The organism is Shewanella vesiculosa, assembly GCF_009994065.1.
Taxonomy (GTDB): domain Bacteria; phylum Pseudomonadota; class Gammaproteobacteria; order Enterobacterales; family Shewanellaceae; genus Shewanella; species Shewanella vesiculosa.
In genome coordinates this window covers 155,815-173,945 of the sequence record NZ_JAACSD010000011.1, presented here as the reverse complement: position 1 = coordinate 173,945, position 18,131 = coordinate 155,815, and the positions used below count along the sequence as shown (strand labels likewise).

13 protein-coding genes are annotated in these 18,131 nt (G+C 43.0%); 6 read left to right on the top strand and 7 right to left on the bottom strand.

What is annotated here, in order from left to right; all coding sequences use genetic code 11:
- Positions 1 to 6: 6 nt before the first annotated feature.
- A complete protein-coding gene (locus tag GW828_RS13095; protein ID WP_182742408.1) occupies positions 7 to 2,139 on the top strand; it encodes a TonB-dependent receptor family protein in 2,133 nt (710 codons plus the stop codon).
- A gap of 190 nt (positions 2,140 to 2,329) precedes the next feature.
- Here the strand turns inward: GW828_RS13095 and GW828_RS13090 are convergent, their stop codons facing one another.
- The gene (locus GW828_RS13090; RefSeq protein WP_182698277.1) at positions 2,330 to 3,118 is read right to left on the bottom strand and encodes an AraC family transcriptional regulator; all 789 of its coding nucleotides are present in this window, start codon (positions 3,116 to 3,118) and stop codon (positions 2,330 to 2,332) included.
- A 117-nt stretch (positions 3,119 to 3,235) separates the two neighbouring features.
- Between GW828_RS13090 and GW828_RS13085 the strand changes: the two genes are divergently transcribed.
- On the top strand, positions 3,236 to 4,435 hold the full coding sequence (locus tag GW828_RS13085) for an MFS transporter (RefSeq protein WP_273058066.1): 1,200 nt from the start codon (positions 3,236 to 3,238) through the stop codon (positions 4,433 to 4,435).
- A gap of 56 nt (positions 4,436 to 4,491) precedes the next feature.
- Here GW828_RS13085 and GW828_RS13080 read toward each other — a convergent pair whose 3' ends face one another.
- The 4 genes from GW828_RS13080 to GW828_RS13065 all read right to left on the bottom strand — a co-directional run bounded on the left by GW828_RS13080 (position 4,492) and on the right by GW828_RS13065 (position 7,131).
- On the bottom strand, positions 4,492 to 4,659 hold the full coding sequence (locus GW828_RS13080; protein ID WP_273058049.1) for a hypothetical protein: 168 nt from the start codon (positions 4,657 to 4,659) through the stop codon (positions 4,492 to 4,494).
- A gap of 36 nt (positions 4,660 to 4,695) precedes the next feature.
- Complete coding sequence (locus GW828_RS13075; RefSeq protein WP_273058048.1) at positions 4,696 to 5,904, bottom strand: CynX/NimT family MFS transporter; 1,209 nt, start codon at positions 5,902 to 5,904, stop codon at positions 4,696 to 4,698.
- Positions 5,905 to 5,976: 72 nt separating this feature from the next.
- Positions 5,977 to 6,447 (bottom strand): cyanase, encoded by a 471-nt coding sequence (cynS, locus tag GW828_RS13070; protein ID WP_182698273.1) that lies wholly within the window; start codon positions 6,445 to 6,447, stop codon positions 5,977 to 5,979.
- 24 nt (positions 6,448 to 6,471) lie between these two features.
- Complete coding sequence (locus GW828_RS13065) at positions 6,472 to 7,131, bottom strand: carbonic anhydrase (RefSeq protein ID WP_124016779.1); 660 nt, start codon at positions 7,129 to 7,131, stop codon at positions 6,472 to 6,474.
- Positions 7,132 to 7,241: 110 nt separating this feature from the next.
- Here GW828_RS13065 and cynR point away from each other — a divergent pair, with 110 nt between their 5' ends.
- From cynR to GW828_RS13050, 3 genes are all read left to right on the top strand, one after another.
- Positions 7,242 to 8,153 (top strand): transcriptional regulator CynR, encoded by a 912-nt coding sequence (gene cynR / locus GW828_RS13060; RefSeq protein ID WP_182742411.1) that lies wholly within the window; start codon positions 7,242 to 7,244, stop codon positions 8,151 to 8,153.
- Positions 8,154 to 8,848: 695 nt separating this feature from the next.
- Positions 8,849 to 10,141: an aerolysin family beta-barrel pore-forming toxin gene (locus GW828_RS13055; protein WP_124016751.1), complete on the top strand. Its 1,293-nt coding sequence runs from the start codon at positions 8,849 to 8,851 to the stop codon at positions 10,139 to 10,141.
- Between the two features lie 633 nt (positions 10,142 to 10,774).
- Positions 10,775 to 12,664: a S8 family peptidase gene (locus GW828_RS13050; protein ID WP_182741119.1), complete on the top strand. Its 1,890-nt coding sequence runs from the start codon at positions 10,775 to 10,777 to the stop codon at positions 12,662 to 12,664.
- Positions 12,665 to 13,141: 477 nt separating this feature from the next.
- Here the strand turns inward: GW828_RS13050 and GW828_RS13045 are convergent, their stop codons facing one another.
- Complete coding sequence (locus GW828_RS13045; protein ID WP_273058047.1) at positions 13,142 to 16,264, bottom strand: M9 family metallopeptidase; 3,123 nt, start codon at positions 16,262 to 16,264, stop codon at positions 13,142 to 13,144.
- Between the two features lie 112 nt (positions 16,265 to 16,376).
- Positions 16,377 to 16,520: a hypothetical protein gene (locus tag GW828_RS13040; protein WP_165870101.1), complete on the bottom strand. Its 144-nt coding sequence runs from the start codon at positions 16,518 to 16,520 to the stop codon at positions 16,377 to 16,379.
- Positions 16,521 to 16,741: 221 nt separating this feature from the next.
- Between GW828_RS13040 and GW828_RS13035 the strand changes: the two genes are divergently transcribed.
- Positions 16,742 to 17,713, top strand: a complete 972-nt coding sequence (locus GW828_RS13035; RefSeq protein WP_273058046.1) for a GGDEF domain-containing protein — start codon at positions 16,742 to 16,744, stop codon at positions 17,711 to 17,713.
- Positions 17,714 to 18,131 lie beyond the last annotated feature (418 nt).

Here is an 18,131-nt window from a genome sequence, read left to right as displayed (position 1 = left end):
ATATGCATGTTAACTGAAAAAACCAGATTTACTTTGACCACCATTGCTGTCGCAATCACTGCCAGTCTTGCAAGTTCTTCAGCGTTTGCTGACAAAAGTCAGCCTAAAACCAAGCCTGAAGTGATTGTGGTAACGGGCAGCCTGCTAGGCAATTCTGAAGTAGCAGATTTAAAAACCTATACCGGTAACCGCTCCATCATTACAGCGGATCAAATATCACGAACGGCGGCACGATCAATCGATACCGCATTACAACAAGTCCCGGGGATCAAAATTAAGGATGAAACCGGAACCGGTATTCTGCCTAATATCTCTGTACGTGGCTTAGACAGCAGCCGCAGCGGCTACGCCCAAGTATTACTGGATGGCATTCCAATGACACTAGCGCCATATGGCCACACTGGACAGTCATTATTCCCAGCAACCTTATTTATGATCGATAGAATCGATGTTGCTCGCGGTGGCGCATCAATCCAATATGGCCCGAACAACGTCGGTGGAGTCATTAATCTTATTTCAAAGTCGATCCCAACTGACTGGGAAACCAGCGTCAATGAACGGATGACCTTCTTTGGTGACAGCCGTAACCTATTTGATACCAACATTAGTACCGGTGGCGCCGTTAATGATGACTTTTCGATGCGTTTTGATGGCAACATAACCAAGGGTGAATCGTTTCGTGAACACTCAGAAACCGATATTAAAAACCTGATGTTAAAAACCGTATGGAATATCGATGAGCAAAATAGCTTAGATGCGACATTACAATACTACGATGCATTTTCTGAACTACCAGGTGCGCTGAACACACCAGCCTATGAAGCCGATCGAGAGCAATCTTTACGTCCTAATGATGAATTTAACGCAGACACTAAACGGGTCGCATTAAAATACAATCATGTTCTCGATGATTCGAGCATCATCGACTATGGCGAAGTTGATCTCAGCGTATTTGGTAATAAAAGCTCACGTAATTTCCAGTGGGACTTTTATGATGCCAGCCAAGACACCGACGGCAATCTAGGAACAAGCTGGAGTGATACCACACAAGAAGCCACTCATTTGCGTAACTCCCCACGAGACTTTACCGTATTTGGTATCGAACCCACGACAAGTCTTCTTATTGACGGCGATATCAGTCAGCATATTATTGCTGGTGTACGTTACGTTAATGAAGACATTAGTTATCAACTTAACCACATAGACAAATCGTCACAAGTCGCAACTCGACCACGTGACTGGCAGATGGATACCAATGCCATGGCTTACTATGTCAGCAACAAACTGGGCTTTTTTGATGATACATTATCGATTACCCCAGGCCTGAGATATGAAGATGTTCATATGACCTTTAGCAATCTTGGTCAAGACTATAGCCAAGATAACCATGTTACCGAATGGCTACCTGGGATCACCTTAGGTTATGAATTCAGTTCAAATTGGTTTGCTTATACCAATGCGCAACGTTCACTCAGAACACCACAAATTTCACAGTTATGGCCTAAAGATCAAACTCTGGAGTCAGAGCTATCTTGGAACTATGAAGCCGGTGTGCGCTTTACCCCCACACCAAGAAGTAACTTAAGTATTGCGGCATACCGTATCGATTTTGAAAACAAAATTGAATACGACAACGATATCAGAATGTTTGTGAATATTGGCCAAACGCGTAACCAAGGTATTGAACTAGAAGGCACATATTCACCAATGGCTCTTCCAGATTTGATATTAAGTGGCAGCTATAATTATTTAGATACCGAACAACTTGACGGCGAATTTGCCGGGAACGAATTAGCATATGTGTCTAAACATCAACTGTCTGCCAGTGCTATGTATAGCATCAACGAGATAGATTTAGGCTTGATGGCGTTCTACTACAGCAAGTCATTTTCTGATCTGGCTAACACAGTAGAAGAGAATGTTTCAGGCACAGCAGGCGAAGTGCCTGCTTATACCGTGGTTAACTTTAATATTGGCACTGAGTTTTTCAAACAAGATAATCACGGCTTAAAAGTCGGTTTATCGGTTAACAATCTATTTGATAACCAGTATTACTTTAGAGGCTTAGATGTTTCTCCCGCTGGACGAGTTGCCGCGGCAGGTCGCTCACTTAGCTTAGATGTTGGTTATACCTTCTAATCAAGCTAAGTTGCTAAGGTGAGTATTGTCAGCTCAACGAGCAAATTCATCGCATACCAAACGGCTATATAAAACACAGCCTCAACACAAATGTTGGGGCTTTTTTATCCGTTATTCAAATACCATTTTATGCTAAAACATCACCAATAAATTGCAGCCGCGTTGCTTGTTTGATAAGCCTAGATTGAGGCTAGTAAGCCTTTAATTCGCTCATGTACTTCATTGGTGATTTTTTCATGACTTTTTTAAACATGGTAATAAAAGCACTGACCGACTCATAGCCTAATAACTCAGAAACATGCTGCACACTGTGCTTATCTGACAGCGCTTGCAGTGAGGTAATAATATGAATTTGGGTGCGCCACTTTCCAAATGTCATACCGGTTTCTTTTTTGATCAGCCGCGCTAATGTGCGCTCGGTTAATGCAAATTGTTCGGCCCATTGTGGTAGTGTTTTTCTGTCGCTAGGTTGGCTTATCAATTGTTGACTCATCGCCTGAATAACAACATGTTTAGACAAGGCAACATCTAAATGCTGAATAGGCATCTCAATCAGTTGATCCAATAAAACCTGCGCTAATCGTGCCGTGTTACTGGATAAATCATAATGCTGATCACGCCCTGCAAGCTCACACATCAGCTCTTTTACTAAGGGCGTAATCGCCAAAGTACAAGTATTGAGCGGCATTTTGAACATCGTATTGTCAATAAATAAGTGACATAACTGGGCGTTGTCTGATGCGCGGTTACTGTGGACTTTATTTGCCGGGATCCAAATGGCACTATGGGTTGGCACCATCCACATTTTTGCAGACACCTCACAGGTGACATAACCATGCAAAGCTAAAATCAACTGCCCTTTAGGGTGAGTGTGTAACGGAATTTCGTGGCTGGCACAGGTATGCTCAATTTTGGCGATAATAGCTTGCGGCATATCTTCAAAATTCTTGATTTCATCCCAGCCAATTGCATCAAACATCGTTTTGTCAGTTTTCAATCATTAAATGTCACTATTTCTAAATTATAACGTCCGGCAAATCTTTATACTAGCGACCATTATTGACGCTAAAAACAAAAACACGGTATGACTTCAGCTATCTTACATAACAAACCGAAATCGCGCTTCTCAGGCATATTACTGGTGCTGGGCATTTTGCTTATTGCGGCAAATTTACGCGCGCCTTTTACTGGGATTGCCCCAGTACTGGAGCAAATTATTAGTCACTTTGGCCTGACCGGATCGCAAGCAGGCTTTTTAACGACATTGCCGTTAATTGCCTTTGCCGTTATTTCACCAATGGCGGCAGTGTTTGCTAGAAAACAAGGTTTAGAACACGCATTATTTACCGCGTTGATCCTGATATTTTTAGGTATTGCCGCTCGATTTATCGACTCCTCCACCATGCTCTTTATCGGTACGGCTATTATTGGTGTCGGAATCGCGATTGCCAACGTGTTATTACCCAGTCTGATTAAACGTGATTTTGCCACGAAAGTAGCACTGATGACCTCAGCCTACGTGCTGACTATGGGAGTCACCTCTGGTGGGTTTTCAACCTTGGTATTTCCCCTTAGCCAACTCAATGGTTTAGGCTGGCAATTTGCTCTGGGCTCAGCAGCCATCATCACAATTGCCAGCTTAATCGTCTGGACAGCTCAGCTGGGTAAACACACTAAACCAAGCTATTGTGCACATCAATCGGCTGCCTCAAAAAGTGTTTGGCGTTATCTTTTAGCCTGGCAAATTAGTTTGTTATTAGGCCTAAACTCATTTCTGAATTACATCATTATTACTTGGTTGCCAAGCATACTGACTGATACTGGCCACTCAGCCGTTGAAGCCGGGGCGTATCATGGCGCTTTTCAAATTGCGACAGCACTGCCAGGCTTAGTATTAATTCCGTTACTGGCTAAGTTAAAAGATCAAAGTGCGCTGAGCTTTATTCTGGCGCTACTCAGTGCGCTCAGTGCCCTTGGTCTGCTGTATATGCCTCACTTTGCTTTTGTGTGGACACTAATGCTGGGCTTTTGCTCTGGGGCTTGTTTTATTTTAGGCTTATCGTTTATTAGTTTGCGCACCGATAACCCGCACCAAGCCGCATCACTTTCTGGTATGTCACAAAGTGTCGGCTATTTACTGGCAGCCGTTGGACCTATGGTCGCAGGCGCGCTACACACTGCAACAGGCAGTTGGGATGTTCCATTATGGTTATGTGCGATTGCAGGCGTATTGTGTGCTTTATGCGGTTTAGGTGGTGGCAGAAACACCACCTTAAGCAAGTCAGTTAGCGGATAAAAAACCACCAAGCGGCTATTACAACATCGTTATAGCCGTTATGTTATTAGCAAATATTACACACTGCGGTTGAGATATTTACGCGCTTTTTTATTGCCTAATTCAGCACTTTGTTTTATCCATTTATCACCCTCAGCTTGATCTTGGTTGGCAATTAATCGTGTTCCCAAAACATATTGAGCATCGCTCAGCCCAAGCTCAGTAGCTTTAATTGGCGCGCTCAAAGCCTCCCTGTAGTATGTAACTCTAACCATAAGCCTTTAAGCGGCGGTTAAATTCATTGCCTTAGCATATCTGCTAGGCGAAAACGTTATGGTAACCAAAAACATAAATGTAAGGGTCACTATCACCATAAGCCAGGAAGTTTGAAAACTGCCGCTCCATTGGCGAAGAGCTCCTGCGATGTAAGGGATAACCGCTGTCACGATAAAACCAACACCTTGAACAAAAGCGGTTAATGCTCCGGCCAGTTTAGGTGAAGATAAGTGGTCAAGCGTTACGGTCAGAGTCAGCGCAAAACAGCCGCCAAGGCCGTAGCCGATCATTGCAACCCATGAGGTTAACATTAACTCAGGCGCTAACATTAATCCGCAAAATCCAACTAGCTGAATACCGACCGCAAAAAATAACCAAGGACGTCTATCAAGACGACCAGCAGATAATGCCGGAGCAGCTAGAGCACCAATTACCTGAAATATCGTCATAATCCCAATGAGTTCACCGCTATCTTGGGCGCTCCAACCTAATTCCTGAGCATAACTTGGTAACCATGCAATCATGCAGGCGTAACCGCCGTTAGCCAGCCCAAAGTAGCAAGCCAGTAACCATGCACGGCGATTAGTAAAAAAATTAATCTTAACGCTATTGTCGCTAATATGTAGATTTTCTCTGGGCCTTGTCCACCACAATAACAGTGCTATCAAGGCCGGTATTAGCCAAATACCAAGCCCAGATTGCCAATGACCTTGATGGTTCGCCACTAGCGGGCTAATGACTGCGGCTATACCTCCACCAGCCATAAGTGAGGCAGAATATCCTCCCATTGCTAGTGGCACACGTTGTGGATACCAGCGTTTAACTAAACCAGGAAGTATCGCCTGTACAATTGCGATGCCTGTACCCGCCAGCAATGCACTGGCAATCAGCGCGCCACTATCGTTGAGCCATAAACGCCAAAAACTCGCCAAAGCAATTGCAACAAGGCCTGCTGTTATCCACACACTCTCGCTAAATAATCTGCCCAACCAAGGCAGCAATAAGGCAAATATCCCCATACATAACATAGGTAACACTGTAAGTAAGGATGCGGCTTGTAAGCCTAAACCGGTAGTGGCAGTAATGTCGTCCAGCAAAGGGCCTATGGCGGTAAGTGTCGGCCGTAAATTGATTGCCATCCCAGCAATAATGAGCATCGGCCACAACATGGATAATACCGACTGGTGTGCAGCGGTAGTATGATCTTCACTCATGAGTAATGGATAATCCTATTGGTGAAAAAAATAATCGGCACTAAGTGCCGACTATGGTGAAATGATTTGGTTTTAAAAAGGCTTATAGGGTAAGAATTTACCATCAAGGGTAATCACTGCGCGCGAGCCACCTTCAGGATCTTCAACCTTCTTAATATCCATTTTAAAATTGATTGCGCTGATTATCCCATCACCGAACTGTTCGTGCACTAAGGATTTTAAGGTCGTGCCGTATACTTGCATCATCTCGTAGAAACGATAAATCGTCGGATCTGTAGGGATACTATTTTCAACACTGCCGCGTAATGGAATAGCTTGCAGCAACGTAATCGCACTGGCATCAAGACCAAGCGTTTCGCCAACTTGCTTAGCGGCGTCGGCGGGTAAAGGCTGCTGACCTAGCAAAGCCGCTGTAACGAATACATCACTTAAGCCAGTACCCTGGGCGATTTGTTCAAATGAAAGATTCTTTTCTGCTTTGGCTGCAATAATGAGATCGGTTAATGCTTGGCGAGCAGTATGGCTAATTTGTGATTGGATCATAATAATACCTCTATTGTGTTTTATTTACACAGCAACCTTTAGCTGTGTGTGGGTTGCGCGGACGTCAGGATAGTCCGCAAGGGAAACGAAAGTATTGGTGTGGTAGTCCAAGGCATCAATACTGCCTGACTCGATATCGTAGACCCAGCCGTGCAAAGCCAGACGGCCTTCTCCTAACGCGAGGCGGACCGAGGGATGCGTTCTAATATTATCAAGCTGGGCGATGACATTTTCTCGCACCATAGCTTCAATCCGTGCGCGTTCACTTGTGTGCTGGCGGGCTTCATTGACGATACGAGCAGAGTCGGCATAGCGCAGCCAACTGCCCACCGCAGGCATGTGATCCATACACTTGCAGGTGGCAATCGCGGTCATCGCTCCACAATCAGAATGTCCACAGATAACAACGTCGGTGACTTGCAATGCGGTTACGGCGTACTCCACCGATGCCGAAACACCGCCGGGTTCAGGCCCATAAGACGGTACAATATTACCGGCGTTACGAATAACAAACAGGCCACCCGGTTCATGCTGGGTCACCAACTCAGGCACTAAGCGACTGTCCGAGCAAGAAATGAATAATGTGCGTGGATGTTGGCTGGTAGCCAAACTCTTGAACATCTCTGCACGTTCGGGGAATACGTCAGTTTTAAACTTTAAAAAACCTTCAATAATATTTTTCATCATAGTGACCTCTGCCTTGCAATACAGTGAATGCTACGCCCACACTAGAATAAGGTAAAATACTGGTTTATTATGATATCGATAAGCAATACTTATACATCGGATCGCATATGCTATTACGACACATCAACTATTTTCTCGCGGTGGCGGAATATCGCAGCTTCACTCGGGCTGCAACTTCACTGTATGTTTCACAACCGGCGTTATCTCAGCAGATCAAACAATTAGAAGAACAATTAGGTTGCCAGCTATTTGATCGTTCAGGACGCAGCGTACGTCTAACAGATGCTGGAGAAATGTATGCCCGCTATGCGCGTAACGCCCTCCAGGATCTACAAGAAGGCAAGCGAGCGATTAATGATGTGAAAAACCTCAGTAGTGGAGAACTGCGTATTGCTATTACACCAACTTTTACGACCTACCTTATCGGTCCTTTGATAAAAGTATTTCATCAGCGTTACCCCAAGGTGACACTGAGCGTGAAGGAAATGTCACAGGAGCAAATGGAACAGCGATTGCTGGACGACGAATTTGATGTCGGTATCGCATTTGAAAATGTGCATTCTGCGGATATTGAATCGCAGACTCTTCTGGTAGAAACCTTGGCATTAGTCGTGAGAAAAGATCACCCTCTTGCGCAAGAGTCAGTCGTTAATCTGCAAATATTAAACCAGCAGTCAATGGTATTATTAAGTAATGAATTTGCTACCCGTGAACAAATTGAACGTTATTGCCGTCAGCATCAAGTACAACCAAAGGTGTTGATGGAGGCTAACTCACTCAGTGCAGTTATTGAGATTGTGCGCAATACTCAGCTTGCCACTTTGCTGCCGTCAAACATTACTGGCGAGCGAGATGAACTCGTCGCTATCACCCTAACCCCCTCTTTACTGCAACGTACAGCAGTATTGCTCCAGCGAAAAGGAGCCTACCAAACCGCGGCGGCGAAGGCGTTTATAACCTTAGCACATCAGCATTGTCAGCCAGATAACTGTGTTGAAAGCGATAGCGAACAACATTAGGTTGCTAGCTCATTGGTTATGGATGTGTGGATCAAGCTGTTTATTAATGTGATAGGTATTTTAAGGCAAGGTATTGATTATTACGATTCGCAGTGACCTATTAGCTATCGTCGCTGCGATTTTCGACGACAATGTATACTCTTATAAATTTTAGTCACTAAACTAAGATAAATAATAAAAGACTTATTTAGATAACATTAGAAAACCTATCAATATATTAACCTACTTACTCTACTACTATAGCCTTCTCTTAAAATAGATAAGTAAACCATGACAATTAATATATTAAGTATGCCATGCCATTAAACACATATAATACATATAACACATCATATTGTTTAATGTATTAAATCGATTATATTATCTAAGATATTAAGCACGCCGTATTATTTAATATAGAATAAAATTTACTTTAAAGTAAACACACTAATTACAGCGTTAATAAATCATTAAAAATAAAGTAAATACACTATTAAAATAAAGCTAAATCAATTTAAAAACCACACTCATTAACATATTTAACAATAACAAAACAACTTTAGATTTAATGTATTTTTATTTTGTTTAAAAAATATAAAAGTGTTAGCTTTTAAATGCGCATAGTAGTAATGATTAATTATATGTTTCCTGAGTACATATAATATCTATTTGCGCGTTCAATGAAGGACACTTTTAATTAAAATAAAGGAATAATCATGAGAACAAAATCAAATATAAAAATATTAACCTTATCCTGTTTAACTGCTTTAGGAGCAACCTCTTACTTTGTGGAAGCTGCTATCCCTAATACTATTCCAAAACTGTCTATGGTAGAGCACGCCGCCCCTGATCTTGATTCACTTAAAAATGATGTTATTTCTAACCCATCGTTTATCAGCTCACTATTCTCCCTAGGTCATCACCTTGGGTATGCTTGGGCTGGTGGTACCGCATCACAGTATGTTGGTCAGGATATAGAAGTAAGAAGAGAATCGGGCAACGAGTATAGTCTCAAAGCACGCTATAATAGCAATGATCCACATGCTGGCGGCTACCGCTCAAGTGAGCGTTTGAAGGTTAATTTACAAAATATACATTTTGTAACTAACCCTCAAGACTTACGGTTAGGTTCTCCTCAAGTTTATGATCGCGAAGCTATTTATACTGCTCCCGTGGTGATTTATAACTGGGGAGACACCGAAGATACCGGTGTAGCCACCCTAAATTATGACTACACCACCAGTTGGGCAAAAACTGATAATTTCTCCTTCTCTGAAAAAATTGGTGTCACCAATAAATACGAAGTGGGTATTCCTGGAATTGGCGGAGCGAGTTCTGAAATCAGCGCCGAATTTTCTGCTAGCCAAGGCTGGAGTGAAACCGACGGCAAAAGTACAACGATTTCTAGCCAAGCACAATATCGAGCAATGATGCCGCCTCGTAGTAAACGTTATATATCAATCACCCTATTTAAACAAAAGGCGGATGTTCCTTATACCTCCAGTTTATTTATGATGTACGATATAAAATATGAGAACTTCTTAAAATGGGGTGGTAATGCGCATATTGATCATCCGACAAATAGACCTAACTTCCCTTATACTTTTGGTGGAGCGAATGCGAATAATCTTAATGGGCCAGAAGCCTTAGTTGATCAATATCTTCATCAGGATATTAACGGTTACGGTGTATGGGATTGGCCTACTGCAGTTAACTCCGCAAACAGTAAAAACAATTTCGAATGGATATTGGCTAATATTAGTAGACAACATGGTGCGCCTATTAGTGGTAAGTTTACCGCTATCGATTCGAGTCAATTTAATATTGATGCTAGTGAAGCATATCCACTAACAGCTGAAGATATCGCTAACCGTCCCGAAAATTTACAAAGATCAGGACTTAATAGCAATATTCAGATGACTGTCGGTGACATCCAAAATGATGACTACGACGGTTTAATCAGAAATCTGAATATTTCGAAATCAAACCAAGTCATGTTAAATAATTAAAGTACCTTATACTTTTACCTAGTCAATGCGTTACAAAAAAGCTACTCATTCGAGTAGCTTTTCTTTAGCAGTTATTCCTGCATAAGTTAGTTATTCAATAAAGTCAGTAAACTTTTATACGATCCGCTTAATATAAAATCAAAGTGATAAGTTAAGCCTAGATAAAAATGATTCGGGCTGAAAGTTACCGACTGAGTATCACTAAGTCCACAACTTTAGGATGACAAATTTGAGAGTAAGCAGGCGACGTTATGTTATTAAGTGTAAAAGATTTCACAAAACGATGCATTTACAACTTATGTATGACGGCATAAAAACTTACTCAACCTAAAGGCTGACAAATTTCAAGCTAACTGAAAAAATTTAACATCAGAATACTAACCCATAATAAGCAATTCATTGTCATTATTGATCTTTTTTGAGTATTTCGTTGCCACCTACTTTTGTACTAAGACTTTTTTTACCGCGTTTATCCTAATAAGGTATTTTAAGCTCGAGATGTAACTAAATAGTTACAATTGATAATCGTTTGTCATTTACTAATCAAACCATTTTTAATAAAAATATGGCTGCATATCCTACTTTTTAGAGGTCTCGTCGTTTATGGAGACTATAAAAAAAATGGAGAATCGTATGGAACACAAACATAAAATAGCCCTCGCAGTATTGGCAGCCCTGAGCACACTTCCAATGCAATCCCAAGCAGCACAATTACTTCCAGTGAACAGTAACAAAGCCATTAAAGATACCTATATAGTGGTCTTTAATACCCCGAGTATTTTAAATCTACAAGATACATCCGCGTTAGCTAATTTTTCCACTCAACAAGCCAACATTCTCGCTAATGATTACAATATTAGCGTGGTGAAAAACTTCGGTAACGCACTAAATGGCGTATTGATTAAAGCCAATGCCAAGCAGATCGCTGAACTTCAAGATGACCCTAAAATTAAATACATAGAACAAGATCAAATGATGTCGATCTCCCCTATTATGTCTGCCAGTAGCGATCAAGGCAGTCCAACGTGGGGCTTAGACAGAATAGATCAGCGAGATCTGCCTTTCGATAACAACTACCATTACGATTATGATGGTACGGGGGTCACCGCCTATATTATCGATACAGGGGTACTCAATAGCCATAATGAATTTGGTGGACGAGCCACCAGTGGATATGACTTTATCGATAACGACTCAGATACCACAGACTGTAATGGCCATGGTACTCATGTTGCGGGCACAATCGGTGGTGCCAGCTATGGGGTTGCAAAAAATGTCAATATTGTTGGGGTACGGGTACTCAGTTGTAGTGGTTCAGGCAGTAACTCTGGAGTGATTGCAGGCATTAATTGGGTCAAAAATAATGCCTCTGGTCCTTCTGTAGCCAACATGAGCCTAGGTGGTGGTGCATCACAAGCAACAGATGATGCCGTTAATGCTGCGGTTGCTGCAGGGATTAGTTTTGTGGTTGCTGCAGGTAATGACAATAGCAATGCTTGTAATTACTCTCCAGCTAGTGCCGCCGATGCGATTACTGTGGGATCAACAACCAGCTCTGATTCACGCTCAAGCTTTTCAAACTATGGTACTTGTCTTGATATTTATGCCCCAGGCTCAAGCATCACCTCGGCTTGGTACACTTCAAACAGTGCAACTAACACCATTAGTGGTACTTCAATGGCCGCGCCACATGTTGCGGGGGTTGCTGCGCTATATCTTAATGAAACCCCCAGTATGACTCCAACACAAGTGACTAACTTGCTGGCGACAAGAGCAAGTAGCGGTAAGGTATCTGATGCAAAAACTGGATCGCCAAATTCACTGCTGTTCTCACTGGATGGCGATGGTGGTTGTGGTGATAACTGTCCGCCGCCGCCTTCTGACACTGAACTTCTTGATGGTCAAGCTATTGCAACAAGCGGGGGCCAGGGCTCAACAAGTTACTATTTCATTGATGTGCCAACCAATGCAACCAGCCTTGCGGTTACCTTAGCTGGTGGTTCTGGTGATGCCGATATGTATGTCAGCCAAGGGGTTAAACCGACCATTAATAGTTATCAATGTCGTCCATTTCAAAATGGTAATAATGAAAGCTGCGACTTCACTAATCCTGCTGCTGGTAAATGGTACGTTATGATCCAAGGTTACTCAGCCTTCGCTAATGCTAACCTTACTGCGGACTACAATCTAGGTGGCGGAAGTAGTTGTACAGACAGTGATTGTCTTGTTAATGGTGTTCCAAGAACAGGATTAAGCGGTGCAAGCAGTTCACAAACCTTTTATAAGGTCGTCGTACCAGCTAATAACACCCTCAATGTGACCATGAGTGGTGGTAGCGGTGATGCCGATATATACGTCAAAGCCGGCACACAACCGACCACAGGCAGTTTTGATTGTCGTCCCTACAAAAATGGTAACAATGAAAGCTGTTCTTTCACCCCAACGGTTGAAACGACTTATCATGTGATGCTAAGAGGTTACACTAACTATTCGGGGGTAAACCTAGTAGCAAACTATGAGTAAATAACCTTAAACGAGAAGTAAAAAATACCGGCTATTTCTGATTGAAGTAGACGGTATTTTTTTCACTAAACATTTGCCGCTTTAGCGCACGTTTATTCGTCACTATAAAAGTCTTTATCCGATTTCACTCTGCACGATTATGCTCAAAATATCGGCTTGAATAACCGATAATCATCCATTTTAACTATTATTCATAGCTGTAATTTAATTGTGGCCAAATACCGCCCAGATGACATTCAGGTGGTATTTATACCGACAATATAGAACAAGCATTCTGATAGACAATGTCGATAATAGTTAGCGAGCAACCGCTCAAATATAGGCTTAATAATTGGCCATAACTGTCGTTATGGCCGATTATTTATCTCAACGCTACGCGCATTAAGTCGATACATCTAGCCAACACTGCCGTTAGCATCAGGCCAAGCCTAAACCACTATTTACGGCAGTAAACTAACGAAATAGCATTGATTAGTTTTAACGTAAATCAACCTGCAGTGCGACTCCTGAACTCTGGGGTTCACTCTGCACTGTGATGTAATACCACCCCACGTTTGGTGCATCGACTGTGATACTTTCTTGAGTGTTAGCAGGCGTGACAGACGCTGCATCGAAGTGTTGAGCATTGGCCCACGTTGTCCCCGAAAACAGGCTCACATCACCACTGCCGTGGGCCGAGTTGATGCTTAACTGACTCGTACCTTCTGGCACCCAAAGATAGTAATCGCTGCGACCATCGGTGGTGCAGATGGCTTTGCCTGAACTCAGCTCACCATGACTCAAGGGTGATTGTGTCGCGCAGGCATTGTCGATTATAGCTGGCGTCGGCGTGTTGCTCGCGCCTGTATTGAGGGTGAGTGTTACGCCGCTAAACTCAGTGGCAGTATCCACTGTGATATAACGCCAGCCGCGATTGGCACTGAAGCTAAGCGACTCTTGATTACCCACTTGAGTGCTCTTGGCATCGGCATTATCGGCGTCGGCCCACTGGCTGGCATTGAAGTAAAGATTGGCATCCCCAGAACCGCCCTTAGTGGTGACGGTGAACTGAGTATTATCTTCCTCAACCCAGAAGTAGAAGCTGTTGCGTCCACCACTGATACACTCGTTTTTGCCCAGTGTGAGCTGGCCGTAATCTAAGGTCACTGCACCGCAATTTGCTGGTGGCTCAGGATCTACGCCGCCATCTCCCAGATCGGGATCAACATCAGCGAACAGCTCAGTGGTGCTAACTTGCATATCGACGCCGCCAAAATCCCCCGACAAGGTAATGTAGTGCCAATATTCGTCAGGGTTTAACTGCACTTTAATAACTTGATAGTTACCGTTGCCGATCCCCGCGCCTTGGTTTTGTTCTGGGCTTGCCCAACTTTTAGAATTGAAATAAATGTCGGCATCACCCCAACCGCCGCCAATCTTGATCCACAGATCTTGGGCCGAGCGCTCGGTATTAGTGAAACTGAAACTGGCGCGGCCGAGTTTGGAATCAATACATTCCATCGGCACATCGATTTTAAGGCTGGCCGATTCTGTGTAACGGTAGGCTTCGTTCGTCACTTGGCAAGGGGAGTAATCTTTACTGATAGTGCCCGCAGGACCAGTCCAGTTACCTTCACGGCCACTGGGCTCAGCATCGACATCACTTGGGCCTTTATCGACAATGCCATTGTCAGCCGTGCTCAAGCCGCTGGCGAGCCAACCTTTCCACTCGTTGTCGTAACGTGTACCGATACCATCCATAAAGGTTTGATATTCCGCGTATTGGTCGTTACGTAGGTAGGCGAGAATCTGTCTTACATCGTCCCTGTGATGCTCAAACATAAAGCGCACCGCAAGATAACCCCAACGGTAGATACGGTCTTGGCCCGATTCATAGTTGTTTTTGAATATGGTCGACAACATAAACTCACCGGTTTCGCCCATGGCAATCGCCGCGGTATTGGCATCACGGTAAGAAATGTATTCCGCTAGACCTTCAATCCACCAAATGGTATTGGCCGACGTGCCGCGACTAAAGTCACCAAACAGGTTATAGCGCCCGTCTAGGTAGTGCACATATTCGTGTTGCAGGTTCCAGACATGGAAATCCGGCGTGCGCCATTCGGCTTCATAGGCGATAAAACGCGCCTGATTTTTGAGTCCGGCGGGCGAGCCTTCAAGGTACATGCCGCCGTTGTCGGTATTGATACCAAAGATACTGTTGGCTAAGGATTTATACTCAGACGAGCTGCCAAATATCACTAGCTCTAAATCATCGTTGTTATCTTGCCCTACAGGTTGCATGCCCGTTTCAAGTTTGCTGTGGAAATAGCTTTCTTGGCTGGTCAACACATCACAGGCCCACTTGGCTTGATCTTGATAGAGATCTTGGGCGCGGATCTTGAGACTGTCGGAGCATTTCCAGTTGAAAGGTAGGGTATCGGCCTCTAACTGCGCCTTAAAACCACAGATATTGTAATCGTTACAATGGCTGCGATCGTAATAGTCGGCCATTTCTGCCGTCGCGTACCAAAGCACTTTGCTCGGTTCGCTTTTACTGGTGCTGCTGAGGATGTTTTTAACTAGCTGAGTCACTCGCGGGCGCATGGCATCAATGTAATACAGCCGAGATAACTCTTTGACTGAGTTGACTAACAGATACTCTGCACTGGTGCCTAACAAGTCGCGGTGTTCGAGTTGAAAGTTATTTAGCGCATCTAAAATGCCTTGGTCACGTGCGAACAGCGCCTGCATGTCATCATTCCACTGGGCGCGGAATAAGGTGGTAAACACTGAGTTTGCTGCGGCGTTCATGGCGAAACTGGCTTGCCAGTTAGCGTCGTAGTCCGTTAGCACTTTTATGGTGACATGATTAAAATCGGCGCCGATCTCGGCAGAGTCAATCAGGATTAAGGCTTCTTTCAACACGCCAGCATTGTCATCGGAAACAGTCCAAATCGCAGCGTTCGCAAATAAAGCGTTGAGGGCCGATTTTAAGCTGGCCTTAGCGGCGCTGCTGTAAGCGGGTACATCATTTGGGCTGTAAAACTGCACATAGAGGGCTGCGCGGACAAAGTAAATATGCGATTCAAGATGCTGAACATCGACCCCAGTGTAGTCCTTGGCTTTAGTGGCAATGGCGTTGGCGACACTGATCACATTGGCCTCGCTAAATAGCGCGGTCGCAGCACTGCCTTTGAGGCTATAGAGCTTACCGACGCATTCGGGTGTCGATTGGCTCAATTGATCCACTAGGGCTTGGCCCGATTTACCGACAAAGTCACTGCAGTCATTGCTCTGCACTGCGGCGCTGCGACTCTGTAACTTAAGTGGCAGTTGCTCCGAGACATCTATATGACGTTTTTGACGCGAATGTACCTCAAGTGAATCTATTGGGGTGGGCTCATTTGGTGATGCCATCAATGGCGTCTCCCGCAGCAGCGCTCTATGGGATTCAATTTGGCTAATGGGCGCCGAAGGCGGTAGTGGCAAAGGTTGAGCTTGTGGTGGGTTTAGGTTTAGTTTGTTAGTGGCTAAGGGGTTATTTGTATGATTGTCATGGGCAATAGCGGGAATCGAAACGGCTAAACTAATAGTCGCGAAGAGTAATATCTTTTTCATTGTGTATCCATTTTTATCTTGTCTGCAATGCAGATCTTCCTTGGGCGTTATTTGATGCGTGTAATATAAGCTTGCATCAAACCTCATTGGCCTTTTTACTGAATAAACAATGCTATAACTTGGTTAAACCGTAAAAAGTACCCAGAAATAATGGCGGTAATTGGTCAAAACATCCAGTGTTTGCCAGACTATTTTCTGCTTCGCTCCATTTTATCGCCCTACTAGGGTTTGCTCTATCTGCACGTTGCTCCAACATAATGACGCCTTAGGCGGCATGGAATAACCAATGACGTTGCTAACCTCACCGGACAGTAAAGTGACAGAAACAGACATGTATCTAGGCATCAGCATTGAATCTCAATTGGATAGCATTTTATGTAAACAAATTGCTGCTGACATATTTTCAAGTAAAAAAGGTTTCCACTTGGTAATATGTAGCCTGATAAGAATAATCATTCATTTTACTGCGAGAGCATTATGATCAATCAACTACAGCAAAAATATCAACTGTCATTATTTTTGCTACTGGGTACTGTGGCTATAATGGGTGTTTTTCCATTTGTAGTAATACGTTACCTCGATGGTAACTTTATTGCTGCTGGTATTGATATAACGCTCATACTAGGCATAGTCGCATTGGTCGCTTATGCATATTTCTCTAAAAAAATCCGCATAGTAAGCGCAATAGCAGCGGTATTTATTAATACCGGTGTTGTAGCCATAGTGATAGCAAATGGAATCGACAGTTTTTTGTGGGTTTATCCAGTCTTCGCAAGTACTTTTATTCTAGTCAGACCGCTTGAGGCCTTATGTATTAATTTCGTCGCTGGCGTTGCTATGGTGGCCCTGTCTGATATTTTTAATACAATTTCATTAAACTCCTTTGTTATAACAATCTTGATGTTATCAATGAGTGCATTTATTTATGCCAGTCATGGCGTGAAGCAGTTTCTCTTACTAAAAAAGCTCAACACTATTGATGAACTCACTGGCGCATATAATCGCCGCGCCATGAGCTCAGATATAAAAGCGGCTTTATCTAATGCAGAAAATAATGGTATTGAGCAATTATTGGCTATTCTAGATTTAGATTACTTTAAGACAGTCAATGACAAGTTCGGCCATGCTGTTGGAGACCAAGTACTAAAAGATTTTGTAACTATCACCACCTCACATATTGGTAAATACGATCGACTTTATCGGTTCGGGGGCGAAGAGTTTGTATTATTAATTCCCAATATGAGTGATCAACATGTGTTTATTGATAATCTTAAAACGGCGATTAAGCAAGAATTGAAAACACCAGATGGTAAAGAAATAACCGTGTCATTTGGCGTTGCCCCATGGGTACCGGGTACAACGGCTGATACTTGGCTTCAACGCGCAGACGAGGCACTTTATCTCGCAAAGGGACAAGGTCGTGACTGTGCTGTGTTCAGCAATAAGTAGCTTTTGCTAGACTTAGCGATTAATAGCAATCTGTAACACTATGCTTGTGACTGCAAGCTACAGTAATGGATAAATATCAATCTATCCTGATAAACAGATTTAAATCCTTTTTAGTATAAATACACCAGATGTGAATACTTTAAACAAAAAAAACACAAGTTGGATTTATATGTCTTTTTTATATTTACATTAATATAAATTTAAATTAAAAATTAACATTCAGAATCAGTGAATATTTTATAAACATGACAAAAACGACATTAATATTGTTATACATTGATTTTAATTTTGTTGCTTTATTATGTGTGCGAAAATAAAAGCAAGATTGAGATGACTCTCCCTTATCTCAATTCATATTCTAAATTCAGCAACCACAAAGCTGTATTTATTTTCGTATCTCAATTTAAATAAACAGTAT